The 24,529-nt window shown below is 65.1% G+C and carries 24 protein-coding genes; 9 read left to right on the top strand and 15 right to left on the bottom strand.

What is annotated here, in order from left to right:
- Positions 1-177: 177 nt before the first annotated feature.
- Complete coding sequence (locus tag XpruCFBP8353_RS10275) at positions 178-954, top strand: NAD kinase (protein ID WP_101363162.1); 777 nt, start codon at positions 178-180, stop codon at positions 952-954.
- Between the two features lie 171 nt (positions 955-1,125).
- Positions 1,126-2,082: a 5'-nucleotidase gene (locus XpruCFBP8353_RS10270; protein WP_101363161.1), complete on the top strand. Its 957-nt coding sequence runs from the start codon at positions 1,126-1,128 to the stop codon at positions 2,080-2,082.
- A gap of 20 nt (positions 2,083-2,102) precedes the next feature.
- On the opposite strand, the gene XpruCFBP8353_RS10265 is transcribed toward XpruCFBP8353_RS10270, so the two are convergent.
- The 14 genes from XpruCFBP8353_RS10265 to asnS all read right to left on the bottom strand — a co-directional run bounded on the left by XpruCFBP8353_RS10265 (position 2,103) and on the right by asnS (position 15,831).
- Complete coding sequence (locus XpruCFBP8353_RS10265) at positions 2,103-2,663, bottom strand: DUF2939 domain-containing protein (RefSeq protein WP_101363160.1); 561 nt, start codon at positions 2,661-2,663, stop codon at positions 2,103-2,105.
- A 41-nt stretch (positions 2,664-2,704) separates the two neighbouring features.
- On the bottom strand, positions 2,705-3,724 hold the full coding sequence (locus XpruCFBP8353_RS10260) for an aldo/keto reductase (RefSeq protein WP_101363159.1): 1,020 nt from the start codon (positions 3,722-3,724) through the stop codon (positions 2,705-2,707).
- On the bottom strand, positions 3,697-4,383 hold the full coding sequence (locus XpruCFBP8353_RS10255) for a DUF2461 domain-containing protein (protein ID WP_101363158.1): 687 nt from the start codon (positions 4,381-4,383) through the stop codon (positions 3,697-3,699). The genes XpruCFBP8353_RS10260 and XpruCFBP8353_RS10255 overlap by 28 nt, the downstream gene beginning before the upstream one ends.
- Positions 4,380-5,825: an exodeoxyribonuclease I gene (sbcB, locus tag XpruCFBP8353_RS10250; RefSeq protein WP_101363157.1), complete on the bottom strand. Its 1,446-nt coding sequence runs from the start codon at positions 5,823-5,825 to the stop codon at positions 4,380-4,382. Before sbcB ends, XpruCFBP8353_RS10255 begins: the two co-directional genes overlap by 4 nt.
- A 304-nt stretch (positions 5,826-6,129) precedes the next feature.
- Positions 6,130-7,497 (bottom strand): FAD-dependent oxidoreductase, encoded by a 1,368-nt coding sequence (locus XpruCFBP8353_RS10245; protein WP_101363156.1) that lies wholly within the window; start codon positions 7,495-7,497, stop codon positions 6,130-6,132.
- Between the two features lie 171 nt (positions 7,498-7,668).
- Complete coding sequence (gene kynU, locus XpruCFBP8353_RS10240) at positions 7,669-8,940, bottom strand: kynureninase (RefSeq protein WP_101363155.1); 1,272 nt, start codon at positions 8,938-8,940, stop codon at positions 7,669-7,671.
- 33 nt (positions 8,941-8,973) lie between these two features.
- A complete protein-coding gene (locus tag XpruCFBP8353_RS10235) occupies positions 8,974-11,103 on the bottom strand; it encodes an FUSC family protein (RefSeq protein ID WP_101363644.1) in 2,130 nt (709 codons plus the stop codon).
- A 440-nt stretch (positions 11,104-11,543) separates the two neighbouring features.
- Positions 11,544-12,074, bottom strand: coding sequence for a 3-hydroxyanthranilate 3,4-dioxygenase (locus XpruCFBP8353_RS10230; protein ID WP_101363643.1), 531 nt, complete (start codon positions 12,072-12,074; stop codon positions 11,544-11,546).
- 87 nt (positions 12,075-12,161) lie between these two features.
- Entirely contained in the window at positions 12,162-12,824 is a 663-nt protein-coding gene (gene can / locus XpruCFBP8353_RS10225; RefSeq protein ID WP_101363154.1) for a carbonate dehydratase, read from the bottom strand.
- Between the two features lie 89 nt (positions 12,825-12,913).
- Complete coding sequence (locus XpruCFBP8353_RS10220) at positions 12,914-13,552, bottom strand: FMN-binding negative transcriptional regulator (RefSeq protein WP_101363153.1); 639 nt, start codon at positions 13,550-13,552, stop codon at positions 12,914-12,916.
- A gap of 1 nt (position 13,553) precedes the next feature.
- A complete protein-coding gene (locus tag XpruCFBP8353_RS10215) occupies positions 13,554-13,880 on the bottom strand; it encodes a hypothetical protein (RefSeq protein ID WP_101363152.1) in 327 nt (108 codons plus the stop codon).
- Positions 13,877-14,182, bottom strand: coding sequence for a hypothetical protein (locus tag XpruCFBP8353_RS10210; RefSeq protein ID WP_101363151.1), 306 nt, complete (start codon positions 14,180-14,182; stop codon positions 13,877-13,879). The genes XpruCFBP8353_RS10215 and XpruCFBP8353_RS10210 overlap by 4 nt, the downstream gene beginning before the upstream one ends.
- Positions 14,179-14,436: a hypothetical protein gene (locus tag XpruCFBP8353_RS10205; RefSeq protein ID WP_101363150.1), complete on the bottom strand. Its 258-nt coding sequence runs from the start codon at positions 14,434-14,436 to the stop codon at positions 14,179-14,181. Before XpruCFBP8353_RS10205 ends, XpruCFBP8353_RS10210 begins: the two co-directional genes overlap by 4 nt.
- Positions 14,437-15,831: an asparagine--tRNA ligase gene (gene asnS, locus XpruCFBP8353_RS10200; protein WP_101363149.1), complete on the bottom strand. Its 1,395-nt coding sequence runs from the start codon at positions 15,829-15,831 to the stop codon at positions 14,437-14,439.
- A gap of 216 nt (positions 15,832-16,047) precedes the next feature.
- Here asnS and XpruCFBP8353_RS10195 point away from each other — a divergent pair, with 216 nt between their 5' ends.
- The 7 genes from XpruCFBP8353_RS10195 (at position 16,048) to XpruCFBP8353_RS10165 (ending at position 23,014) form a co-directional block, all read left to right on the top strand.
- Positions 16,048-16,386: a HesB/IscA family protein gene (locus XpruCFBP8353_RS10195; RefSeq protein WP_101363148.1), complete on the top strand. Its 339-nt coding sequence runs from the start codon at positions 16,048-16,050 to the stop codon at positions 16,384-16,386.
- Positions 16,387-16,765: 379 nt separating this feature from the next.
- Positions 16,766-17,197: a 30S ribosomal protein S6 gene (gene rpsF, locus XpruCFBP8353_RS10190; RefSeq protein ID WP_039411444.1), complete on the top strand. Its 432-nt coding sequence runs from the start codon at positions 16,766-16,768 to the stop codon at positions 17,195-17,197.
- An 11-nt stretch (positions 17,198-17,208) separates the two neighbouring features.
- Positions 17,209-17,439, top strand: coding sequence for a 30S ribosomal protein S18 (rpsR, locus tag XpruCFBP8353_RS10185; protein ID WP_005991243.1), 231 nt, complete (start codon positions 17,209-17,211; stop codon positions 17,437-17,439).
- Between the two features lie 234 nt (positions 17,440-17,673).
- A complete protein-coding gene (gene rplI / locus XpruCFBP8353_RS10180) occupies positions 17,674-18,123 on the top strand; it encodes a 50S ribosomal protein L9 (RefSeq protein WP_101363147.1) in 450 nt (149 codons plus the stop codon).
- A 209-nt stretch (positions 18,124-18,332) separates the two neighbouring features.
- Positions 18,333-21,836: a chromosome segregation protein SMC gene (gene smc, locus XpruCFBP8353_RS10175; protein WP_101363146.1), complete on the top strand. Its 3,504-nt coding sequence runs from the start codon at positions 18,333-18,335 to the stop codon at positions 21,834-21,836.
- 56 nt (positions 21,837-21,892) lie between these two features.
- Positions 21,893-22,624: a cell division protein ZipA gene (zipA, locus tag XpruCFBP8353_RS10170; RefSeq protein ID WP_101363145.1), complete on the top strand. Its 732-nt coding sequence runs from the start codon at positions 21,893-21,895 to the stop codon at positions 22,622-22,624.
- Positions 22,625-22,630: 6 nt separating this feature from the next.
- Entirely contained in the window at positions 22,631-23,014 is a 384-nt protein-coding gene (locus XpruCFBP8353_RS10165) for a hypothetical protein (RefSeq protein WP_101363144.1), read from the top strand.
- A gap of 309 nt (positions 23,015-23,323) precedes the next feature.
- Here XpruCFBP8353_RS10165 and XpruCFBP8353_RS10160 read toward each other — a convergent pair whose 3' ends face one another.
- The gene (locus tag XpruCFBP8353_RS10160) at positions 23,324-24,448 is read right to left on the bottom strand and encodes a pyridoxal phosphate-dependent aminotransferase (protein ID WP_101363143.1); all 1,125 of its coding nucleotides are present in this window, start codon (positions 24,446-24,448) and stop codon (positions 23,324-23,326) included.
- Positions 24,449-24,529: the final 81 nt, after the last annotated feature.

The raw sequence follows: 24,529 nt of genomic DNA, 5'->3' as shown, positions 1-24,529 counted from the left end.
CCTGGGCCCGCACTGACGTCAGCAAACGCGGTTGCGAAGCTGGCATGTGCGCAGGCTCATGCGCACTTGATCGCGAAGACGCGACCGCTGCCGTGCATGCCCCGGAGGGCAGGGCATAGCCACAACAAGCCCAGCACAGGGCTGCGGTATGCTGATTCGCATGCTTTGGAGTCAACGATGACCGCATCACCCCGCATTGCCTTTCTTGCCAGCCCCGCCGAGCCGGCGGTGGCCGCGCGCGCGCGCCTTGTGCAGCGCTATGGCGACCATGCGCTGGACAGCGCAGACATCGTCTGTGCGCTGGGCGGCGATGGATTCATGCTGCAGACGCTGCATCGACATGGCGCCTCCGACAAGCCGGTGTTCGGCATGAAGCTGGGCTCGGTCGGCTTCCTGATGAACCAGTACCGCGACGACGAGGACGACCTGCTGGAGCGCCTGCACCGCGCCGAGCCGGCGTATCTGCGGCCGCTGGAAATGCAGGTGCAGACCGAATCCGGGGCCAGTGCCGGCTCGTTGGCCTACAACGAGGTCTCGCTGCTGCGGCAAACCCGGCAGGCGGCGCATCTAAGCATTGATCTCAACGGCCAGACCCGCATTGCCGAGTTGATCGGCGATGGCGTGATGGTGGCCACGCCGGCAGGCAGCACGGCGTACAACTATTCGGCGCACGGGCCAATCCTGCCGCTGGGATCGCACACGTTGGCGCTGACGCCGATCGCACCGTATCGCCCGCGGCGCTGGCGCGGCGCCATCCTCAAAGCCGATACCGAGGTGCGCTTTCGCGTGTTGGACCCGTACAAGCGCCCGGTCAGCGTCACCGCCGATTCGCACGAAATCCGCGACGTGGTCGAAGTGACCATCCGCGAATCCGCGCAACGCCAGGTCACCTTGTTGTTCGACCCCGAACACAACCTGGAAGAACGCATCTTCAGCGAGCAGTTTGCGGTGTGAGGGCGGGTATTGGGAATTCGGGATTGGCAACGGCAAAGGCGTGCCATGCTGGCTGCGAGAGAGTGCGCCGACCGGTACGATGCGTCACACATCGTCCAGTTCCATCGTTGAATTCCCGATCGCTGTTGCAAACCAAGCCCGAATCCGTGATCACCAATCCCGGCCTCTCCAATGCCTGACAACTCCCCAAGATTATTGACCGTCGCGGTGACCTCGCGCGCCCTGTTCGATCTTGAAGAAGGCCATGCGCTATTCGAGGCCGATGGGGTGGAGGCGTATTCGACGTTTCAGCGCGAGCACGAGGACGACGTCTTGCAGCCTGGCGTTGCGTTTCCGGTCGTGCGCAAGCTGCTGGCGCTCAATCACGATGTGCCCGAAGACGCGCCGCGGGTGGAAGTGATTCTGCTGTCGCGCAATTCCGCCGACACCGGTCTGCGCATCTTCAATTCGATCCAGCATTACAACCTGGGCATCGTGCGTGCCACGTTCACCTCGGGCCAGCCGACCTGGCCGTACGTCAAACCATTCGGCACCGATCTGTTTTTATCGGCCAATCCGGAATCGGTGCGGCGCGCACTGAGCCACGGCATTGCGGCGGCGACCATCATGCCGCGGGCGCCCGGCGAACGCGCCGAGGCCGCCGCGGCAATCGTGGACAACGACGAAAGCCGTTTGTCGACGCAGCTGCGGATCGCCTTCGACGGCGATGCGGTGATCTTCGGCGACGAGAGTGAACGCATCTCGCGCGAGCAGGGCGTGGAAGCCTTCGGGCGTCACGAGCGCGAGCGCGCACGCGAGCCGTTGTCGGTGGGGCCGTTCCGCAATTTTCTGTCGGCACTGCACGCCTTGCAGGCGGCGTTTCCGCCCGGCGAAGCCTCGCCGATCCGCACCGCGCTGGTCACTGCGCGCTCGGCACCGGCGCACGAGCGGGTGATCCGCACCTTGCGCCAGTGGGGCGTGCGTCTGGACGAGGCGCTGTTCCTCGGCGGGCGGCACAAGGGCCCGTTCCTTGAGGCGTTTGGTGCCGATATCTTCTTCGACGATTCCCAGCACAACATCGACAGTGCGCGTCAACATCAGCACGTGGCCGCTGGTCATGTGCCGCACGGCGTGGCCAACGAAGGTTAAGGCGAGGGCGGTAGCGTCACTCAATCGGCATCTGGCGCCGGTGATATCCCCAACTGCAGGTCCACCACCTTCCAGCGTAACCCCTGTGGTTCCAGCACCACCTTCAGTGGTGGTTCGCCGGGGTCGCGTTCGACGTCGATCACGAAGCGGCCCAGCGCCTCGAAGTGGTGTTTGGCGTTTCTCAGCGGTCGCGCTGGCTCGGTGGGGCCGAAGGGATCGCCGCCCTGCAGTTCATTGCGGCCGCGCTTCCACAGCACATGCCCCTGCAACAGGGCACCGATGCCGATCGGCGTTACCAACGTATCCACCGCCGCACCACTGAGTTGGTTCCCCAGGCCGTACAGCAACGTGCCCCACCGACTGGCGGCGATGTCTGGTCCGGCTTGCCGCACCACATAATCGTTGAGCTGGGCGCGCAGACTGCTGCGCACACGCGGGAAGTCGACGTAGCGTTCCAGTGCAGCGGTGTCGCGTTGCTCGATGGCCTTGGACAGGCCATGCATGGTCATGTAAGGCCCGCCGAACCACCACGCAGTGACGGCCAGCAGCGCAGCAAGGAGGATGCCGATGGATTTTTTCATGGCGCCCAGACTGCCGCAATCGCGTCCGCCGCAGGTGAAGATCAGTGACTGGGTGAGCCACGGCCATCGCCGAAGGCGGCGACCAGACGTTGCCGTTGGGCGGTGTCCAGCGCCTGGACGCGGGTCTGCAGCACTTCATCCAGATTGCCGATGCGGGTGGTGCCCAGGATGCCGCTGGCCACGCCCGGGTGCTGCAGGACATAAGCGAACGCCGTTTGCGCAGGTCGCTGGCTGTCGATCGAAGCCACCGCGCGGCGCATGTCGCGTGCGCAGTGCATCAAGGCGCGGCTGCTGGGCTTCAGCCACGCGCGTGCCAGATACCAGGCGTCGGACAGACGCGGCAGGCGCGCGCGCGCGGGCAACAGGTGCCCCTGCGCAAGCACGGTGCCGGCCAGTACACCGATGCCCACGTTCTGCAACTGGTCGATCAGCGGTTCGCGGTCCTGCTGCAGCGCGTTGTAGTCCAGCAGCACCACATCGAAGACGTCGGGGTGGGCGATCATCCAGCGCAGGGTCGACGCCGAATGCGTATTGATGCCGGTGTGGCGGATCAGGCCACGCTCGCGCAGACGCTGCAGAGCCAGCAGCAGGTCGTCGTTGATGTCGTGCTCGCTGGCGCCATGCAGCTGGTAGATGTCGAGATAGTCCAAGCCAAGATTGCGCAACGATGCTTCGCAACTGGCAGTGATCGCTGCGGCAGAGAAGTCACGCTGTTCGGCACCACTGATACCGGCCTGGCCGGTCAAGGTACCGCCCTTGCTGGACACGACTAGCGAATCCCGCGGATATTGCGCCACTAGGGGGCGCAGTATCCGTCCCAGACGCGGTTCCGCATGGAAGCCGGAGTAGTTGTGACCGGTGTCGAGCAGGTTCACGCCCTGCGCCAGCGCGTACTCGAGCACCCGTGCGGCGGCGCCTTCGTCGAAGCGGCGGTGGCCCCAAAAGCCGGAACACCCCAGACCGATCGGCGAGACCAATAGCTTGGTGCGGCCCAGCGTCCGACGCTGCTGACCCAGCGGTAGATCCGGCGTCCTCAAAATTCCAGATCCAAGGCCGCGCACAGGTAATCGACGAACGGCGCCAGAATCACCAAGTCCGCTTCGATGGTCTGGCGCAGTCGCGGTCCGGTCATGATGCTGTCGTCCAGGTGACGCAAGTATGCCCAGTTGCGGTGCTTGAGATCGTCGATGAACTCGAAATCGTTGGGGAATCCACGCGGCGCACGCACCAGCTTTTCGCTGTCGTCCATGGTGAATTTGCGCAGCAATTTCGGATTGTGCGCGGCCGCTTTCCAACTGCCGGGGTTGTCGAAAATGAACTGGCGCAGCTTGCGTTGCGTGTCTGGTTCCGGATGCCACAAACCTGCGCCGACAAAACTTTCGCCTGGCTGCAGGTGGAGATAGAACGACGGCGCCGGCATCTGCCGGCGGCGCTCGTGAAACAAACGCGCGCCCTGCCAGTTTTTATACGGCGATTTGTCGTTGGAAAACCGCGCATCGCGATAGATGCGAAACAGCGAGCCGCCCTGGGTCTTGGGATCGGCGCGATAGTGTTCGCTGACCTGCGCCAGCGCCGGTTGCAGATCGGTAATCAGCTGCAGAAATGGCTGGCGCACGTGCGCCTCGTACTGATGCCGATGGTCGTTGAACCAGGTCTTGTCGTTGTGGCGGGCCAAAGCGCGCAGGAACTTGAAACTGGCGTCGGAAAAGTAGGTGGTCATAGCGTGCGTTGGAGGTCCAAGCCCCAGGCGGCGAGCTGGTCGAGTAGGGCTTGCTTGGTAGCATCGTCGGGGTGAGCAAGCCGTAAATCCGCGATCTGCGCGTGGTACTGCTCCAAGGTGACCTCGCCCAGGCCACGGTCTTCGAGCAGGCGCTGGCGGCGATAGACGTTCCAGCGCTCCTGTTCCTCGAACGACAGTGTCTGCGGCCAGTTGCGCGCGCGGTAGCGGAACAGCAGTTCGATCAGGCGCGGGTCGCGAAAGCGCGCCTCCAGTGCGCCCAGTTCGGCCGGTGCGCTGGCACGGACGTGTGCCAGCAGACGCTTGTCGCCTTCGGCAAGGAAGCCATCGTAGAGCGAGGCGTCGGCATCGTTGGTCGCTGCCGCAGGTGCGCGCTCGCTGCCATAAACCTGGCGCACCTTTTCTGCAAGCGCAGGGCCCAATTCGCGCAACCGTGCCGCCTTGGCCAGTACCGCGTCGTGATCCACACCCAGACGCTCAAAATCCGCAGCGCGCAGATGCTGCCAGGCCACCAACGCAGGCGACTTGTTCAGATGTACTTCTTTCAGTGGAATACGCTGCTCGCCTTCCGGCAGATCTGCAGCGCGGATATACAGACGGTCGGCGATCTCGTCGGGGCTTAGCCGCAACAGGATGTCCGGGTCGCCTTCCAGATCGAACACGATCACGCGGCTATCGATGCGCGGATGGCGCGTCAGCGGCAGCACCGCCGCGGCGCACAGGCGCGAGGCGGGGTAACGCTGCGAGATATGCAGCACCGGCTGCATGGCGATGACGTCCAGCAACGTGGCGGCAAAGCGCTTGTCGCGCAAGCGCAGCGCGTAGTCCCACAGTTTTGGCTGATGTTGCTGGAATTTGCGCGCCATGCCGATGGTGGCGTACACGTCCGACAGCGCTTCGTGCGCATCGCCTTTGCGGACCTCGTTGGCGTTGGCCAGGTGTTCCAGTTTGAACGAGGTGGCGCCGTCTTCGCGCTGCGGCCAGACGATGCCGTCCGGACGCAGCGCATGCACCATCCGCAGCACATCCAGCAGATCCCAGCGCGAGTTTCCGCCGCGCCACTCGCGCTCGTACGGGTCGTAGAAATTGCGGAACAGGCCGCAGCGGACGAACTCGTCGTCGAAGCGGATCGAGTTGTAGCCCAGCGTACAGGTCTGTGGGCGGCTCATCTGTTCGGCGATGCGCGCGAACGCCTCGGCCTCGGTGACGCCTTCGCGCAACGCATGTTGCGGCGTGATGCCGGTGACCATGGTGGCGTAGGGCGAGGGCAGCAGATCGTCGGCCGGTTGCACGAAGAAGCTGATTGGCTCTTCGATCACGCGCAGTTGCGCGTCGGTACGCACCGCGGCGAACTGTGCGATGCGGGTGCGGCGCGGGTCCTGGCCGAAGGTTTCCAGGTCGTAGAAGAGAAAGCTGTCAGGCATGCGGGTGCGACATCCAGATGCGCAGCGCACGGCGTATGCGCTGCCGGTGCCGCCTAGTATCCCTCATCGCGGCCCTGGCACGCTGAGGCGTGGCTGTGCGGGTGGCTGGCCGCGTCCGTCAGCGGAGCGCTCGTGCAGTTGGCCAGTGGCTCACCTGTTTGGATACAGCTCATACGCATAAGCGGTTGCGGTGTCTGACGGCAGCCGATGCCGAGCCGGTGAGACATCCGCAAGGACGCCAATGACGAGGCGGCACTTTACCGTTGCCGCCAGCGACGCCGTCCGGCCACACCCGCCTCAGACGTCAATGCGCGCCTTCTAGCGGCTCCAGGCGCGCATGCACGATCGTCTCCAACGCAGCCCAATCGATACGCGACAGATCGCTGTGTCCGCGCGTGGCCGCGACCAGGATCTCGCGCTGGATCTCGCTGCGCGCCAGTGCAACCGAATAGCGTGTGCGCAGGAACGTCACCATGGTGTAGTGCGGTACGAAGCGGGTGGGCCAACGCGCCTGCAACTGCTGTTCGAGCTCGCGCTGCAGCAGGAAGTCGGGGTCGTCGACGCGGTCGCGCATTTCCAGGTAATTCTCCAGCGCCATCTGCTGGATGGCCGCCGCATCGTCGCGGCGTGCAGCTTCGAAGGCAGCGAACGCGCTGGCGAGGTCGTCGTGGGCATCCAGCTGATCTGCCAGCGCCACGCAATCTTCGAACGCGCAATTCATGCCTTGGCCGTGGAACGGCACCATCGCGTGCGCGGCATCGCCGATCAGCAAGGCGCGGCCATCCAGGTGCCAGCGATCCAGGGTCAGGGTGCCGAGCAGTCCGGGCGGATGCTCTTCCCAATGTTCTTTTAGCTGCGGGATCAGCGGCAATGCATCCGGGAAATCGCGCGCGAACAAGGCGAATGCTTCATCGCCGGTACGCGTGTTGGCAAAGCTCGGATCGCCGGCATTGGGCAAAAACAGGGTGACGGTGAACGTGCCGCCATCGTTGGGTAGCGCGATGCACATGTAGCGCCCGCGCGGCCAGATGTGCAGTGCGTTGCCTTCGATACGGAACCCGCCGCCGGCCATTGGCGGAATTTCCAGTTCCTTGTAAGAGTGATCCAAGAATTCGGTGCGTTCGCCCAGCGGCGATTTGCGCTGCATGGCCGCGCGCAGCGCCGAGCCGGCGCCGTCGCTGCCGATCACACTTTGAAAGTGGATTTCGTGTGGCTGGTCATCGCGGTCGTCGATGAAGCGTGCGTAACCGGCGTCGAAGTCCACCGTATGCAGGCGGCGGTAGAAATGCACCTGTGCGCCGGCCTGTTCGGCCAGATCGAGCAGCGCAACATTCAACGCAGCGCGGTGGATCGACCAGATCACCTCGCTGTCGTCGCGCCCGTAGCGTTGCAGCTCCGGTTCGCCGACCAGCGGGTGCACCATGCGCCCACGCATCATCACCGCCTTGGCCATCACCGCATCTTCGGCGCCGGCCTGGCGCAGCGCATGTCGGCCGCGTTCGGCCAGCGCCAGATTGATCGAGCGGCCAGACTCGTAGCCCTTGATGCGTGGATCGCCACGCCGTTCGTAGACGGTGACCTGCCAGCCGCGACGCGACAGCAGGATGGCCAACAGACAACCGGCCAGACCGGCGCCGATCAAGGTCAGGGAACGCGGAGAAACTGGGCTCAATGCAATGTCCGGCAGCAGCCGGACGCAGTGCCGGCGAAAGGGGGAAGACAGCGACTGACAGTGACAGCCGCCCTCGCATCAGCCCTGGGCGGGCTCGAAGTGTACGTGGGCAGGCGGCGATTGCGCGTACCGCAGATGTGGTTTGGTGGCAATGCAGTCAGTCTGCCGCACTCAGGCGGCCGCCCAGGCTTCCACCTGTTCCACGAAGGTGTGCAGATCGCTGAAGCGGTTGTACAGCGGCACCGGAGCAATGCGGATCACATCCGGTTCGCGCCAGTCGCCGAGCACACCGGCTGCATGCAGATGCTCGAACAGCGCGCGCCCCTGCGCGCGTCCGCCGGCCACTCGCAACGACAGCTGGCAGCCGCGTCGCGGCGGTTCGGCCGGGGTGACGATCTGCAGCACCTGCGGCACACGTGCGTGGATCAACTGCTCCAAATGCCCGGTGAGTTGTTCGGACTTTGCGCGCAACGCGGCCATGCCAGCCTGGTCGAACAGCGCCAGCGATGCGCGCAGCGGTGCCAGCGCCAGCACCGGTGGGTTGCTCAGCTGCCAGCCTTCGGCGCCGGGCGAGGGCACGAACTGCGGGTCCATGCGGAAGCGGGTCTGCTGCTCATGTCCCCACCAGCCGGCCATACGCGGCAGATCGCTGTTGGCATGCCGCGCATGCACGAAGCACCCACCCACCGCGCCGGGGCCGGCGTTGAGATATTTGTAGTGACACCACACCGCAAAATCCACGCCATCGTCGTGCAGGGTCAGCGGGATGTTGCCCACCGCATGCGCCAGGTCGAAGCCCACCGCCGCGCCCTGTGCCCGCGCGAGCCGCACGATGTCGGCCAGGTCAAAGGCCTGCCCGGTGCGGTACTGGATGCCCGGCCACAGCACCAACGCCAGGCGCGGACCATGCTGCGCGATGGCATCGGCGATGGCCGCCATCGATAACGTGCCGTTGGGTTCGTCAGCTTCCACTTCGATCAGATGGGTGGCCGGATCCAGCCCGTGCAGGCGCAACTGCGATTCCACCGCGTGGCGGTCGGACGGAAACGCGCCGGCTTCGATCAGAATTGCACCGCGTTCCGGCGTGGGACGATAAAAGCTCGCCATCATCAAATGCAGATTGACGCTGAGGGTGTTCATCGCCACCACTTCGCCCGGTTGCGCGCCGACCACGCGGGCCAGCGCATCGCGCACCAGCTGATGATAGGTCAGCCATTGGGTGGGGCCGGTGAAGTGACCTTCCACCGCCAACGCGCCCCACTGATCCAGCACCTGGTCCACCATCGCGCGTGCCGCGTGTGGCTGCAGGCCGAGCGAATTGCCGACGAAATACGTCTGATCCTGATCGCCGTGCTGCGGGAACACGAAGGCATCGCGCAGGTGGCGCAGCGGGTCGGCGGCATCCAGTGCAGCAGCATGGGCGCGGGGCAGCAGGTCGGTCATCGTCGGGCTCGCAACACGGATCAGGGCGGCAGTTTACCCGCCGGCACCGTGCGCGCCGTCATGCATGGTTGGCGTCTCGGCCGAGGCCGGTCGGGCAGGACGCAACAAGTGGGTGAGCGTGCCGATGCTGTCGGTGACGCGGTCGATGGTGTCGGCCAGCGCGGCCGTGGTTGGTGAACTGTCCGGCAAGGCGGCCAGCGCATCGGAAAGCTGACGCTCGGTATTGCGCAAGGTGGCCGCGGTGGGGACGCCGCCGTTGCGCAGGCAGCCGATCAGCTCGGATAGTGCCTCGTCGGCCTGCTGCGCAAAGGCAGGCAACGCCTCCAGCGTGGGCAGCGGGTGGCCATCGCTTAGCACCGCTTCCAGCAACAAGGTGGCGCGGATCAGGCGATTGCCATTGGCCAGCAGCGATTCGGCCAGTTTGAGTTCCTGCAGATTGCGCCGGCTGCGGGGTTCTCCGCGCAAACGCTCGATCGACGCCTGCGCATTGGTGCGTGCCACGCGCGCAGCGGCGCGGGTATCGCTCAAGTCGTCCATCTGGCCGAGCAATAGATGGCGCAAATGGTCGCGGTACGCGCTGAGCAATTGCGCCAGTGAGGCGCGAATCTGCCGCCGTTCGCGCGTGGGCCATAGCGCGTAGGCAATCAGCGCCAGCGCGCTGCCGGCCACGGTGGCTTGCAACCGCGCGCCGACCGCTTCGCCCGGCGACACGCCTTCGAACGAGAGCAGCAGCACCAGCATGCCAGTCAGAAATGCCACGCCGATGCCGTAATTCACCTGCGTCAGTAAACGAAACCCGAGGCAAAACAGCGCGAGCAAGACCATGCGGATGCTGGCGCCGTCCATGGCCAGGTGCGCGAGCAGGGTGGCCAGCAACAGTCCGACGAAGGTGCCGGCGACGCGTAACGCGCCAAAGCTGAAGGTGCCTCCAAAATCCGGCTTGAGCACGATGGCGGTGGTCATCGGAATCCAGAAGCCGTGCGGAATCTGTTGCCAGCGCTGAAAGGCAATGGCCAATGCCAGGCACACGCCGCAACGCAAGGCGTGCCGGAAGGCCACCGACGATAGATCCAGATTCGCCCGCAAGGTGGCCCAGGTCGCGGCGGGGCGCAGCGCTGCCGGCAGGCGTGCTTCGGCCAGCTGTGCCTGGATTTCGCCACGGCTGCTGGCCCAGTGCGCATTACGTACCACTGCACGCAGCTGGCCGCCCAAACCTTGCGTACGTGCAACGGCGACGCGGACCAATCGGCGTTCGCGGGTGTCGGCGTTGTCGTGCTGAAACTGCGCCAATGCGCCGACCAGATCGTCGAATCCGGCCATCGACGCAGTGGCGGCCACCGGGTCTTCGCCCACGGTCATCGCATGCGCAAGTTGCTCCAGCACGATGGCGCTGCGTTCGAGCACGCGTTCGATTGCCGGGCGCGCCTGCGACTCGGCCAGGCGCGTCTCGGCATCGGTCAGCGAGAGCAACTCCAGCCGCACGCGATCGCACAGCTCGGCGATGATGCGAAAGCTCTGTACCGCAATCGCACGCGAGCGATGTTCGCCATGCAGCATCACCATCGCGTCGAGCACTTCCTGCGTTGCCGGCGGCGCCGCGCTGGCTTCCGGGCGCTGCCGTGCGATGCCGGCCAGCTGGCGCATCAACTCCGCCAATGCGAAACGCTCCGGGCGATAGCGCTGCAACGGCCACGCCGCCAGCGCCAGCAATACCTGCAGCAGGCCGCCGGCGAAGATCAGGGCCGCCACACCGGGTGCCTGTTGTACCGACAGTTCCATGTCTGCGCTGACCACCAGCAGGATCATGCTGGTCAGGCCGACCCGCGCTGCCACCGGGCCGAGCGCCACCAGCAAGCCGCCGGCCAAGCCGAGCAACAGACCGGCCAGCACAAGTGCTGGCGTGTTATGGCCGACCCAGATGCCGAGCAATGCGGCCAGGCCGGCCGCCAGCGCTGCCATCAGCATGCGCTGCAGGCGCGCGCGATACGGCCCGGGCTGGTCGGAGAACATGGTGTTGAGCGCGCCGCTGCACACCGCCAGGCCGGCGGCGACATGCCCGGTCGCCACGCCAATCGCCAGTGGCAAGACCACGGCAGCGGTGTTGCGCAGTGCCACGCGCAAAGGCACGTCGCGCGGTTTGAGGTCGATCAGTGCGCGCAGCATGGTGCCGATGGCGAAGGTGTCGGCGGGGATGATCGCTGCGGTGGTTCCATGCAAGTGGCAGGTTCCACTCCGTGGTGGACGCTCTTGCCAGTTTCGGGCATCGGGCGCTTGGCTGCGCAGCGTGCGTTTGGATTGCGGTTTCTTTCGAGCGTTGGCCGCGTGAGCGGGAAACCATCGCTGACGCGCAGGGCATGAGCCGCGCGCCGGCGAGCGTTGCTGGAACCCGCACACCCCCAGCCGTGATGCAACGCGCACGCATGCGGGAAGGCGGCGGCGAACACGTGATGCACGCCCATTCCACTCAGTCTTGGTCGAGGTCCAGCGGCTGCGCGGTGCGGTGGAAAAGCACGCTCAGCGCCAACCCGCATGGGGCGCGCACTCACGTGGGTACCGGCGATCGATCGCATCGCGCTACGCGTGCCTGCCATGCCCACGCCAACTCATTCTTCGGCAGTGGCATAGCGCTCGGGTGCAGGATGCAGATGCCCGCACTGCGAGCAGGTACGCAGCGCGAGCGAACGGTAGAAATGATCGAACACCGGCGGGAAGTCGGTTTCGATGTTTTTCAGCGGAAACATCGCCTCGTACAACTTGTGATTGCACTGCGGGCAATACCACTGCAGGCCATCTTGCTCATGCGGCAAACGCACGCGCTCGATCACGATGCCGATCGAGCCGGCGGCGCGTTGTGGCGAATGCGGCACCTTGGGCGGCAGCAGAAAGATTTCGCCGGCACGGATCGGGATGTCGCGCGCCACGCCATCGTCCTGCACCTTCAGCACCATCTCACCTTCGAGCTGGAAGAACCACTCCGGGCCTTCGTCGTAGTGATAGTCGGTGCGCGCGTTCGGCCCACCGACAATCATGATGATGAAACCATCCTGCTGGATGCACTTGTTGCCCACCGGCGGCTTGAGCAGGTGGCGGTGTTCCTCGATCCAGGCATGCAGGTTGATCGGCGGGATCAGCATCGAGGTTTCCTCAGCGGAGAAGGGGCCAGCATAGCCAACCGGCAGCCTCACATGGATGCGGCGGTTGGCCATGCATTTGCGTGCTGCTCAGCGTTCGGCGCGATCAGCCTGGATCTTCGCCAACGCCGCATCGTAGCGCTCCTGCAGCAGCTCGTGGCGGTCAATCGACATGCCCAGGTCGTGCGCGCGGCCGTCGCGCAGGCTGTAGACCCAGCCATGCACGCTCAATTCCTGGCCGCGCTCCCAGGCATCGTGCACGATGGTGGTGCGGCACACGTTGACCACCTGTTCGAGCACATTGAGCTCGCACAGCCGTGCGTGCTGCACCGACAGCTCGCCCGCGCCGTGCAGGCAGGCTTCGTGCTTGTCGGCCACGTCGGTGACGTGGCGGATCCAGTTGTCGACCAGACCCATACGCTTCTGGGTCAGGCTGGCGAATACGCCGCCGCAGCCGTAATGGCCGACCACCAGCACATGCTTGACCTTGAGCACGTCCACCGCGAACTGGATCACCGACAGGCAATTGAGATCGGTATGCACCACCACGTTGGCGATATTGCGATGGACGAACACTTCGCCCGGCGCCATGTCGATGATCTGGTTGGCCGGCACGCGCGAATCGGAGCAGCCGATCCACAGATATTCCGGCGTCTGTTGGGTCGACAGTTTGGAAAAGAACTCGGGGTCTTCGCGGCGGATACGCTCGGACCAGGCGCGGTTGTTTTCGAGTAAATGGTTGAGTTCGTTCATGCGCGCAGTGTTCCAGAGACGAGGGGGGAGAGGAGAGGGCACAGAGGCCCTAAAACCGTGATGTGGAGAAAACGATGGGCGCACCGAGCTCAGGATGCGCCATCGCGTGCGCGCAATGCATCGCGCATCAACGTGGCGACCTCGCGGGCATCGGCCGATGCCTGCCGCGCCAGTGCATCGCTCACTGCGGCGATATTGCCGTCCGGGTGGTTCTGACTCAGTTTGAAGGTCAATTCGATGCGGCTTGGGACGAAGCGGAAGCCGACCAGGCCGCGCAATTGCCGGCGATGGCTGTCGCGCTCCATTTCGAACTGCCAATCGCTACCCACGCGCTGCTCGAAATGCGCGCTCATGCGTGCGATCAACCCGCCCAGCGCGTCTTCATCGCTGACCTGGCTGCAGCGGCCATGCAGATGCGCAACAGCGTAGTTCCAGGTGGGCACGCGTGCGGCCGCTTCCTTGTCCAGATACCAGCTGGGCGACACGTAAGCATGCGGCCCGTGCAGCACGATCACTGCATCGCCAGGAGCGCGCGCCTGCGGATTGGGGCGTGCCCAATGGCCTTCGATCACGACGTCCTGCCCATCGCGTTGATACAGCACCGGCAGATGCGAGATTGCCGGTTGGCCGTCGTCGCCCTGGCTGATCAGGGTGACAAATGCATCGCGTGCGAACAGCCAGTCCAGTAGGGCCAGATCGGTCTGCGCGAACGCACGCGGGGCGTACATGTCAGGCGCGGCCGCCCATGTTCACGACCATGCGCGCACGCAGGTCGGCATCATCGTCACCTTGGGGCGGTGAGACTTCATGCAGCGAAAAGCCGCGGATGAGCGCGTCTTCTTCATCCAGCCCGTCCAGCGCCACGAATTCGGCGTCGAACAAGGCCGCACGCGCGCTGTCTTCGCTGTCGTAGGGCAGCGTCTTGCCATCGCTGTCCAACACTTCGGCGGTACCGGCTTCATTGACGCGCAGGCGCGCCCAGATCAGGGTGCGGCCGATCGTGGCCAGCCACCAGGAGTCGTGCGCGCCCTGCAGGGTGTCTTCGTAAGTCGTCATTGCATTACCTTGGAAAGCAGGCCGAGCAGCGCCGCCATGCCCAGGCCGAAAAAGATGGTGAGCAGCGAGAGCCAGGCGGGTGTGGCCAGACCGGACAGCGCACTGTCGCGGTAGCTGCGGTAGTGCCGCGCCAGCAACCAGCGCAACGCCACGGGACTGATGAAGGCCGGATCGCCAAAACTGTCCAACGCATCCGGATGACGGTCGCGCAGGTGCACCAGGGTCAGCGGCCAGAAGATCAGCAGCGCGGTCAGACCTGCGACGGCCAGGCCGACGAAGCACAGGGCGAAGAACAGAATCATGCGGCGGCCAGCATCAGGAAAAGTTTCGGGAGTGCCGCGCCAATGATCAGTGCTGCAATGGCCCAGCGCATCGGAGCCGTGGCATACCGGGTAGCGGCGCGCGCGGTGTTGGTCTGCCACCAGCGCTGCGGGTCGAGCTGACGCGACGCCAGCCGCGCCAGCAACACGCTACGTATCGCTGTCAGCCCGCCCGTGATCGCCGCCAGCCCGAAAGCCAGCGATTGAAGTATGGGGATGGCGGCCGGCAAGCTCACTCAGAACTCCGCACTGCCCGGCGCGCGCGGGTAGGGGATGGCGTCGCGGATGTTGCTCAGCCCGCACACGTACACCACCAACCGCTCGAAGCCCAGCCCGAAGCCGGCGTGCGGCACCGAGCCGTAGCGACGGAAGTCGCGGTACCAGCTGTAGTGCTCCTTATCCAGGCCGAACTGCGCCATGCGCGCGTCGAGCACATCCAGGCGCTCTTCGCGCTGGCTGCCGCCGATGATTTCGCCAATGCCCGGCGCCAGCACGTCCATCGCCGCGACGGTCTTGCCGTCGTCGTTCAGGCGCATGTAGAACGCCTTGATGTGCTCGGGATAGTTGGTCACCACCACCGGGCGGCCGATGTGCTCTTCGGTGAGCCAGCGTTCGTGCTCGGTCTGCAGGTCCAGGCCCCATTCGACCGGAAAGTCGAACTTCTTGCCCGAGTTCTGCAGCAGCTTCACCGCCTCGGTGTAGTCGATCTGCTCGAACGGGGCGTTGATGAAGGCTTCCAGCTTGCTGATCGCGTTCTTGTCCACGCGCTCGGCCAGGAACGCCAAATCGTCGCTGCGCTCGTCCAGCACGGCACGGAACAGGTACTTCAGGAATTGCTCGGCCAGGCGTGCATCTTCGGCCAGGTCGGCGAAGGCGATTTCCGGCTCGATCATCCAGAACTCGGCCAGATGGCGCGTGGTGTGGCTGTTCTCGGCGCGGAAGGTCGGGCCGAAGGTGTAGACCTTGCTCAGCGCCAGGCAGTAGGCCTCCACGTTGAGCTGGCCGGACACGGTCAGGAAGGTTTCCTTGCCGAAGAAATCGCGGCTGAAATCCACGTTGCCCTTGGCATCGCGCGGCAGGTTGACCATGTCCAGCGTGGAGACGCGGAACATCTGCCCGGCGCCTTCGGCATCGGAGGTGGTGATGATCGGTGTGCTGATCCAGTTGAAGCCGTTCTGGTGGAAGAAGCGGTGCACCGCCTGCGCCAGGCAGTTGCGGATGCGGGTGACCGCGCCGAACAGGTTGGTGCGCGGACGCAGGTGCGCCACTTCGCGCAGGAACTCGGGCGTCATCGGCTTGGGCTGGATCGGATAGGTCAGCGGGTCTTCGACCCAACCGACAATGTCCACGCCGCTGGCCTGGATCTCGAACGACTGGCCCTTGCCCTGCGACTTCACCAGCACGCCCCTGGCGATCAGCGAGCAGCCGCTGGTCAGGCGCTTGATCTCGTCGAAATTGGGCAGCGTGTCGTTGGCCACCACCTGGATGGGAGCGAAGCACGAACCGTCGGTCACGTTGATGAAGGCCAGTCCGGCAGATCCGCGCAGTGTGCGCACCCACCCCCGTACCGTGACTTCGCCGCCTTCGGGGAGCTTCCCCGCAAGCGCATGTTCAACGCTGACCACCGTCATGACTGTTCCTCGCCGTAGCGACCTTGAATGGCCTGCGAGTTTACTGGCTGCGGGCGCGCTGGCGCGAGCGCCTGAACCGCTTGGGTGGTCGCGCTTGTCGAAGGCTCGGCATGGCCCCATCTGGGGAACACCTCGTATCGGCGGGTGCAGTCCTTGGCTCTTGCAGCCTCGCTATACTTGCCGCCATCGTTTCACCATCGTTCCTGGAGCACTCCCATGGCCATCAGCCTCACCCCCGCCGCGCTGGATCGCGTGCAGCGTTTCGTGCAGCAGACCCCGGGGACGCTGGGTCTGCGCTTTGGTGTGACCAAGACCGGTTGTTCGGGCTGGGGTCATGTCACCGACCTGGCGCGCGAGAAGCGCGACGACGATGCTGTGTTCGAGCAGGGCGGGGTACGCATTTTCGTCGATCCGACCAGCCTGCCGCTGGTAGACGGGACCTGCATCGACTTCGGCAAGCACGGGCTGAGCGAGACCTTTACCTTCAGCAATCCCAATGCCACCGCCGAGTGCGGCTGCGGGGAGAGCTTTACGACCGAAGCCGAGCATCGCTGAGCTCGCCGGCGCGCGCTGTTGCTTCTCCCTTCCTTCTTGTCCTTCTCCCGCCAGGCGGGAGAAGGTGGCGCGCAGCGCCGGATGAGGGGGCGGGCCAAGCCCCGCGCAGGTTGAACGAAACGACGCGAAAGCTTGGCCCGTACCTTCCCTCAATCCAACTGGCGGCTGGCGTTATCAGTCGATCAAGACTGTTGCGCTCCCATTGGGAGAGGGGCTTTAAAGCCTCTGCCGCAGTGCCCGGTTGCGGCTAAAGGCCTGAGCTGCCATACTTTCCTGCTTCCTGCCCGATTCCGGGTGGGAACCTTGCTCCACCGGCCGTTTGCGCGGACCCCCGGGGAGCTGTCCGGCCCACGTGGCCACATCCGAAAGGTAAAACAACATGAGTCGTCATTACGAAGTCGTGTTCCTGGTCCATCCGGACCAGAGCGAGCAGGTCCCGGCCATGATCGAGCGCTACAAGTCGCTGATCGAGGGCGGTAACGGCACCATCCATCGTCTGGAAGACTGGGGCCGTCGTCAGCTGGCCTATCCGATCCAGAACCTGGTGAAGGCGCACTACGTGCTGCTCAACATCGAAGTCGACCAGGCCGTGCTGAGCGAGCTGGTGGAAAGCTTCCGCTTCAACGATGCGGTGCTGCGTCACCTGGTCGTCAAGCGCGATGGCCCGGACACCGAGCAGTCGCTGATCATGAAGAGCAAGGACGAGAAGGGCGACAAGCCCGAGCGTAGCGAGCGTCGTCGTCGTGACGATGAAGAGGGCGAAGCCCCCGCTGCCACCGATACCGACGGCGACAACGCCGAAGCCGCTTAAGGAGCGCTGTCATGTCCAAGTTCTTCCGTCGTCGCAAGTTCTGCAAGTTCACCGCCGAGGGCGTCAAAGAGATCGATTACAAGGATCTCAACACCCTGCGTCAGTACCTCACCGAGAACGGCAAGATCGTGCCGAGCCGCGTGACCGGTACCAAGTCCAAGTACCAGCGTCAGCTGGCGACGGCTGTCAAGCGCTCGCGTTTCCTGGCGCTGATTCCGTACACGGACAACCACGACGTTTAATCCGAGTCGTTGATGTGAGTTCCTCACAAGAGCCCGCACGGTTGTATGTGAGTCCCTCACAAGAGCCCGCACATCCATGTGCGGGTTACTAAAAATATAGAGGCCGGTCATTCGAGATGCGGTGTTGATCGTGCTGTTGCGATTCCCAAATCCCGATTCCCGAATCCCGTCTTTTCGGACAGCAAACGTTGCGTCGGCCAAAGCGCCCGCGCTAACGAATAACGGAGCACCACCATGGATCTGATTCTTCTGCAAAAAGTGACCAACCTGGGCAACCTGGGCGACAAGGTCAGTGTCAAGCCGGGCTACGGCCGTAACTTCCTCGTGCCGCAGGGCAAGGCCGTGCCGGCCACTGCTGCGAACGTCGAAGCGTTCGAAACCAAGCGTGCCGAGTACGAAGCCAAGGCCAACAGCATCCTGGCCGACGCACAGAGCCGCGCCACCAAGTTCGAAGGCGCCAGCGTCACCATCGGCGCGCACGCGGCGACCGAAGGCAAGCTGTACGGCTCGGTTGGCCCGCGCGACATCGCCGAGGCGTTCACCGCCGCCGGCCTGCCGCTGGAAAAGAGCGAAGTGATCCTGGGCGAAGGCGCATTCCGCAATGTCGGCGAGTACGACGTTGTGCTGCACCTGCACGCAGACGTGGAAACCACCGTCAAGGTCATCGTCGAATCCGACGCCTGATCCAAGCCGTATGTGTCATCCGAAGGGCGCCTTGTTAGGCGCCCTTCGTTTTTGGGGCGCCGCCGCCAGTGCTGGCATGCCCGTTATACTCATGCCCCATTGCCGGTTCCACGGCCTGCAGATCTTATGGATCAAGGGCTTGGGTGCCGGCTTCACAGGAAAAGCGCCTGCCGGCTTCGTCCGCGCGGTGCCCGGAATCTCCAGCCCCCATGCGCCTGTCCACGATCAAGCTGTCCGGTTTCAAGTCGTTCGTCGACCCGACCACGTTGCACCTGCCCACCAACATGACCGGCATCGTCGGTCCCAATGGCTGCGGCAAGTCCAACATCATCGATGCGGTGCGCTGGGTGATGGGCGAAAGCTCGGCCAGCCGGCTGCGCGGCGACTCGCTGACCGACGTGATCTTTTCCGGCTCCTCGGCGCGCAAGCCGGTGTCGCAGGCGACGGTGGAACTGATCTTCGACAACTCCGATCACACCATCACCGGTGAGTTCGCCTCGTTCAACGAGATCTCGGTCAAGCGCCTGGTCAGCCGAGACGGCAACAGCGCCTATTACCTCAATGGCACCAAGTGCCGGCGTCGCGACATCACCGACCTGTTCCTGGGGACCGGCCTGGGCCCGCGCAGCTACTCGATCATCGAGCAGGGCATGATCAGCCAGATCATCGAGGCGCGCCCGGAAGACCTGCGCGTGTATCTGGAAGAGGCCGCCGGCATTTCCAAGTACAAGGAACGCCGCAAGGAAACCGAAACCCGCATTCGGCATACCCGCGAAAACCTCGACCGCCTGGGCGACCTGCGCGAAGAAATCACCAAGCAGCTGGCGCATCTGCAGCGCCAGGCGCGCCAGGCCGAGCAGTACCAGGCCTTGCAGGAAGAACGCCGGATCAAGGATGCCGAGTGGAAGGCGCTGGAATACCGCGGCCTGGACGGGCAATTGCAGGGCCTGCGCGAAAAATTGAACCAGGAAGAAACCCGCCTGCAGCAGCTGATCGCCGACCAGCGCGATGCCGAGGCGCGGATCGAAACCGGGCGCGTGCGCCGCGAAGAAGCCGCCGAAGCGGTGGCCAAGGCACAAGCCGATGTGTACCAGGTGGGCAGCGCGCTGGCGCGCATCGAGCAGCAGATCCAGCATCAGCGCGAACTCTCGCATCGCTTGCACAAGGCGCGCGACGAGGCGCAAAGCCAGTTGCAGGAATTGACCCAGCACATCAGCGGCGACTCGGCAAAACTGGCGGTGCTGCGCGAGGCCGTGGATGCGGCCGAACCGCAGCTGGAACAGTTGCGCGAGGACCATGAGTTCCGCCAGGAATCGCTGCGCGAAGCCGAAGCGCGGCTGGCCGACTGGCAGCAACGCTGGGAAACCCATAACCGCGACACCGGCGAAGCCTCGCGCGCCGGCGAGGTGGAGCGTACCCGTGTCGATTACCTGGACCGCCAATCGCTGGAAGCCGACCGCCGCCGCGAAGCGCTGGTCAACGAACGTGCCGGTCTGGATCTGGACGCGTTGGCCGAGGCGTTCGAACAGATCGAGCTACGCCACGAAACCCAGAAGACCTCGCTGGACGGGCTGACCGAGCAGGTCGAAGCGCGCAAGCACGCGCTCGGCGGGCTGCAGGAACAGCAGCGCGCCAGCCAGGGCGAGCTGGCCGAAGTGCGCAAGCAGGCGCAGGCCGCGCGTGGCCGGCTGTCGTCGCTGGAAACGCTGCAGCAGGCCGCCCTCGGCCAGGAGCAGGGCGCGGCGGTGGCGTGGCTGAAGGCGCGCGGGCTGGATTCGGCAGCGCGCGTGGGCGAGCGCATCAGCGTGGAGAGCGGCTGGGAAAACACCGTCGAAAGCGCGCTGGGGCAGTTGATCGAAGGCGTGCTGGTGGATGCGCCCGAGCAACTGGTTGACGCGCTGGGCGAGTTGGGCGAAGGCCGCATCGCGCTGGTGTCCAGTGCCACCGATGCCGCCACCTTCGCACCGACCTCGTTGGCCGCCAAGGTGCAGGGGCCGATCGCGATTCGTCGCCTGCTGGCGCGTTTGCACGCCGCCGAGGACCTGGACGCGGCGCGCGTGCTGCAGCGCAGCCTGCCCGAGGGCGATTCGGTCATCACCCGCCATGGCGAGCGCCTGGGCGAGGGCTGGGTGCGCGTCTCGCGCTCGGGCGCGGCCAAGCAGGGCGCGCTGCTGCGCGAGCGCGAGATTCAGGAGCTACGCACCCAGATCGAAACCTTGCAGGAACGCGAAGCCGAGCTTGAACATCAGCTCGCCAGCTTCCGCGAACAACTGCTAGCGGCCGAGCAGCAGCGCGAGGACGCACAGCGCCAGCTGTACATGGCGCATCGCAGCGTCTCCGAGCTGGCCGGGCAATTGCAGAGCCAGCAGGGCAAGGTGGATGCGGCGCGCACGCGCATCGAGCGCATCGAAACCGAGCTGTCACAGCTGCTGGAAACGTTGGACACCAGCCGCGAACAGGCACGTGAGGCGCGCGCCAAGCTTGAAGACGCCGTCACCTTGATGGGCGATCTGCAGGGCACGCGCGAAGCGCTGGAAAGCGAGCGCCGTCAGCTCACCGATGCACGCGATCAAGCGCGCGATGCCGCACGCGGCGTGCGCGACGCGATGCATGCGCTGGCGCTCACGCTGGAATCGCAGCGCACCCAGATCACCTCGCTCAGCCAGACCCTGGAGCGCATGGACAGCCAGCGCGGCCAGCTCGACACGCGCCTGGAAGATCTGGTTGCCCAGCTCAGCGAAGGCGATTCGCCGGTGGAAACGCTGGAACACGAGCACCAGGCCGCGTTGAGCGAGCGCGTACGCACCGAGCGCGCGCTGGCCGAAGCGCGCACCATGCTCGACAGCATCGATGGCGAGCTACGCAGCTACGAGCAGACCCGCCAGCAGCGCGACGAACAGGCATTGGCGCAGCGCGAGCGCATCTCGCAGCGCAAGCTCGATCAGCAGGCGCTGGTGCTCAACGCCGAGCAGTTGGCGGCAGCAGTCGTCAAGGCAGGCTTTGTGCTTGAGGACGTGGTCAACGGGTTGCCAGAGTCGGCCAACGTGGCCGAATGGGAAGCGACCGTCGGCCAGATCGACGGGCGTATGCGGCGGCTGGAACCGGTCAACCTTGCCGCGATCCAGGAATACGGCGAGGCTGCGCAGCGCTCCGAATATCTGGACGCGCAGAACCTGGACCTCAACACCGCGCTGGAAACGCTGGAAGAAGCCATCCGCAAGATCGACCGCGAAACCCGCGGCCGTTTCAAGGACACCTTCGACCGGGTCAATTCCGGCGTGCAGGCGCTGTATCCGCGCCTGTTCGGCGGTGGGCATGCGTATCTGGAGCTCACCGGCGAAGACCTGCTCGACACCGGCGTGACCATCATGGCGCGCCCGCCGGGCAAGCGCGTGTCGAGCATTTCGCTGCTGTCCGGCGGTGAAAAGGCGATGACCGCGGTGGCGCTGGTGTTTGCGATCTTCCAGCTCAACCCTGCGCCGTTCTGCCTGCTGGACGAGGTGGACGCGCCGCTGGACGAAGCGAACGTCGGCCGCCTGGCCAACATGGTGCGCGAGATGAGCGAGAAGGTGCAGTTCCTGTTCGTCAGCCACAACAAGGCCACCATGGAAGCCGCACGCCAGTTGTCCGGCGTGACCATGCGCGAGCCGGGCGTCAGCCGCCTGGTCAGCGTGGACCTGGAAGAAGCCGCGCGTTTGGCGGGTGCGGCATGACGTGCCATGCTTGCTGGAATATCGACACCTGTCACTCTTATGCGGAGGCACGCTGAATGTCCGACATGGCCATGATCCGGATCGGGATCCTGATCGCTGGACTGTTGCTGGTCGCGGCCATCTTCCTGTTTGGTCGCCCGAAGAAATCGCCGCAAGGGCGCCGGGTCGACAAGGAAGAGGGCCAGCCGCGCGAACGTCGCGAACCGGTGATTTCCAGCGAGCCCGGCGTGGATGGTGAAACTGCGGAACGCGGAGAAGGCGTCGAGCAGAGCGAACTCAACCTGGAAGAGCACGCCGCCGCCGGCGGTAACGAGGTGGGCAAACGCCCGAACCAGGATTTCGACAAGATCGTGTCGTTGTTTGTGGCCGCCAAGGCGGGCCAGGTGCTGCGCGGCGAAGATGTGGTGGTCGCTGCCGAAAAGACCGGGCTGGTGTTCGGGCACATGAATGTGTTCCACCGCTTGGTGGAAGGGCACCCGGAGCGCGGGCCGATCTTCAGCATGGCCAGCATCCTCAAGCCCGGCAGTTTCGACATGGCCAACATCCGCGAGATGCAGACGCCGGCCATCGCGTTCTTCCTGACCCTGCCGGCGCCGATGACCGCGCTGGATGCCTGGGAAAAAATGCTGCCCACCGTGCAGCGCATGGCCGAACTGCTGGATGGCGTGGTGCTGGACGACAGCCGCAACGCCTTGGGCCGGCAGCGCGTTGCGCATATCCGCGACGAACTGCGCGCGTATGACCGCCAGCATCAGGCACCGCCGCTGACCAAGTCGCCGCGCTGGTGAGTTGACATGTTGAGTTTGCAGGGCGTGTTGGCGGTGGCGTTGTTGCTGGTCTTGTGGGCGATCTTGGCGATGCCGTTGCTGTGGATCTTCACCAGGATCGCCACGCGCCTGCGTAAACGCCCGCGGCATTCGCCGTGGCTGGTCGTGGGCTTTGCTGCCGCGATCACGTTGCTGGTCGCGCCAGTGCCAACGCCCTTCGTCAGCGTGTTCATGCCGCACGCCGTCGCGCTGTTGGATCGCCGCTATTACATGCACATCCTGCAGGGCCCGCCGCTACTGCACGAGTTGCTGCTGTGGAGCGCCGGTTCGATGGCGCTGACCTTCGTGATCAGTTATCTGTGGATCCGCCGCACGCTGCGCGCACCGCAGAGCGACGCGTTGGATCACTAGAGGCCCCTCTCCCTCCAGAGACAGAAGACACGCATTGCGCGCCACTGGCGCGCGTGCCTTGGAGCCCCCGCGCTGTGAGCGCGGGGTGGGGCGCAGAGCGGGGGGAAGGGTAAAGGGTAAGGGCGAAGCAGTGGAGCAGTCGGTGCTTCATCGCGGACGGCGCGTGGCGAGGCGTTTGTCATCACCTCTGTTGGCCGATCTCCAAGGGGCACCCTCATTCGCCGCTTGCGGGGCACATTTTCCCCACAAGGGGGACAACGTCCCGAGGGGAAACGGGATCACGTTCGGCTTTATCGAATGCGTCGCCAATTAGCGCTTGGCTTTCCCAAACGCTTCGCGGAAGCGCAGCATTTCCGCTTCGGTGCCCACGCTGACGCGCACGCGCTTGGGCCAGATCGGCCAGCTGCGGCCGACGATGACGCCTTGCTTCTGCATCGAGTCGGCGAACACGCTTGCATCGCGTTTGACGTCCAGCAGGAAGCAGTTGGCCTGCGAGGGCAGGCAGGTGTAACCCTTGCCCTTGAGCCAGGCGACGGTCTCCTCGCGCACGCGGGCGTTGTCGGCGCGGCGGGTCTGCACCAGTAGCGGGTCGCGCAGGCTGGCGATGCCAGCGGCCATCGCCGGAACCGACAACGGGTTGCTGCCGAATGCGGCAAGTTTGGTCTGCAAGCCGGGCGGGGCCAGGGCAACGCCCAGACGCAGGCCTGCCATGCCGTAGAGCTTGGAGAAGCTACGCAGCACGATCAGGTCCTGGCGCTGACGCACCAGATCGGCCACTGACGACTCGTTGCTGTACTGGATATACGCCTCATCGACCACCAGCACGGCGCTGGCCGGCTTGTTGGCCAGCAGCCATTCGATGTCGGCACGCGCAGTGATCGAGCCGCTGGCGTTGCCGGGGTTGCACAGATAGAGCATGCCGGCGGTCGGGTCGGCCTTGGCCATCGCCTTGACGTCGTGCGCGCCATCGGCACGCAGCGGCACCTTGCGCACGGCCACGCCGCGGGCAGTGGCGCTTTCGACCAATGGGTCGAAGCTCGGGTCGGCCACCACCAGCCCGGCGCGTGCGGAGGTCAACAGGCTGGCGGCCCGGTTCAGCGCGTCTCGCGACCCGGGAAACAACGCCAGATGATCGTTGGGCAGCTGCAGCTCGCCGGTCATCAGGTTGCGCAGATCCTGCTCCATTTCGAGCAGGTAGCGGCCCGAGCGGGGCAGCGAACGCGTGGCAGCTTCAATGGCTGCCGGGGCGGGCCCGAGCGGGTGCTCATTGAGGTTGAGGTACACCGTGCCGGCTGCGGCGGCGACGCCAGGCGTTGCCGGTGCCGCAGCGCGCTTGCGGGCTGCCTCGGCCGCGGGTGCCACCCCCAGTGCGGAAACCGCCACGCCGGTGGTGGCGAGGCTGAGAAACGAACGGCGCGAGACGGGCAACGACACGGGTGAACTCCAGAAGCGGCGGGCAAAGAGGGCGCCACGCTAGCCGGTTTGTGCCTGTCTGCCTATCGGGGAATTCTCATG

The sequence above is a fragment of the Xanthomonas prunicola genome (assembly GCF_002846205.1).
Classification (GTDB): domain Bacteria; phylum Pseudomonadota; class Gammaproteobacteria; order Xanthomonadales; family Xanthomonadaceae; genus Xanthomonas; species Xanthomonas prunicola.
Note: the sequence above shows the minus strand (reverse complement) of the source record. Positions and strands in the feature narration are given on the sequence as shown.

What these genes read in the sequence shown, in the direction of transcription:
- XpruCFBP8353_RS10275 (WP_101363162.1), top strand. Translation starts at nt 178, where the DNA reads ATGACCGCATCACCCCGCATTGCCTTTCTTGCCAGCCCCGCCGAGCCG.
- XpruCFBP8353_RS10270 (WP_101363161.1), top strand. Translation starts at nt 1,126, where the DNA reads ATGCCTGACAACTCCCCAAGATTATTGACCGTCGCGGTGACCTCGCGC.
- XpruCFBP8353_RS10265 (WP_101363160.1), bottom strand. Translation starts at nt 2,663, where the DNA reads ATGAAAAAATCCATCGGCATCCTCCTTGCTGCGCTGCTGGCCGTCACT.
- XpruCFBP8353_RS10255 (WP_101363158.1), bottom strand. Translation starts at nt 4,383, where the DNA reads ATGACCACCTACTTTTCCGACGCCAGTTTCAAGTTCCTGCGCGCTTTG.
- sbcB (WP_101363157.1), bottom strand. Translation starts at nt 5,825, where the DNA reads ATGCCTGACAGCTTTCTCTTCTACGACCTGGAAACCTTCGGCCAGGAC.
- kynU (WP_101363155.1), bottom strand. Translation starts at nt 8,940, where the DNA reads ATGACCGACCTGCTGCCCCGCGCCCATGCTGCTGCACTGGATGCCGCC.
- XpruCFBP8353_RS10235 (WP_101363644.1), bottom strand. Translation starts at nt 11,103, where the DNA reads ATGCTGCGCGCACTGATCGACCTCAAACCGCGCGACGTGCCTTTGCGC.
- XpruCFBP8353_RS10230 (WP_101363643.1), bottom strand. Translation starts at nt 12,074, where the DNA reads ATGCTGATCCCGCCGATCAACCTGCATGCCTGGATCGAGGAACACCGC.
- can (WP_101363154.1), bottom strand. Translation starts at nt 12,824, where the DNA reads ATGAACGAACTCAACCATTTACTCGAAAACAACCGCGCCTGGTCCGAG.
- XpruCFBP8353_RS10220 (WP_101363153.1), bottom strand. Translation starts at nt 13,552, where the DNA reads ATGTACGCCCCGCGTGCGTTCGCGCAGACCGATCTGGCCCTACTGGAC.
- XpruCFBP8353_RS10215 (WP_101363152.1), bottom strand. Translation starts at nt 13,880, where the DNA reads ATGACGACTTACGAAGACACCCTGCAGGGCGCGCACGACTCCTGGTGG.
- XpruCFBP8353_RS10210 (WP_101363151.1), bottom strand. Translation starts at nt 14,182, where the DNA reads ATGATTCTGTTCTTCGCCCTGTGCTTCGTCGGCCTGGCCGTCGCAGGT.
- asnS (WP_101363149.1), bottom strand. Translation starts at nt 15,831, where the DNA reads ATGACGGTGGTCAGCGTTGAACATGCGCTTGCGGGGAAGCTCCCCGAA.
- XpruCFBP8353_RS10195 (WP_101363148.1), top strand. Translation starts at nt 16,048, where the DNA reads ATGGCCATCAGCCTCACCCCCGCCGCGCTGGATCGCGTGCAGCGTTTC.
- rpsF (WP_039411444.1), top strand. Translation starts at nt 16,766, where the DNA reads ATGAGTCGTCATTACGAAGTCGTGTTCCTGGTCCATCCGGACCAGAGC.
- rpsR (WP_005991243.1), top strand. Translation starts at nt 17,209, where the DNA reads ATGTCCAAGTTCTTCCGTCGTCGCAAGTTCTGCAAGTTCACCGCCGAG.
- rplI (WP_101363147.1), top strand. Translation starts at nt 17,674, where the DNA reads ATGGATCTGATTCTTCTGCAAAAAGTGACCAACCTGGGCAACCTGGGC.
- smc (WP_101363146.1), top strand. Translation starts at nt 18,333, where the DNA reads ATGCGCCTGTCCACGATCAAGCTGTCCGGTTTCAAGTCGTTCGTCGAC.
- zipA (WP_101363145.1), top strand. Translation starts at nt 21,893, where the DNA reads ATGTCCGACATGGCCATGATCCGGATCGGGATCCTGATCGCTGGACTG.
- XpruCFBP8353_RS10165 (WP_101363144.1), top strand. Translation starts at nt 22,631, where the DNA reads ATGTTGAGTTTGCAGGGCGTGTTGGCGGTGGCGTTGTTGCTGGTCTTG.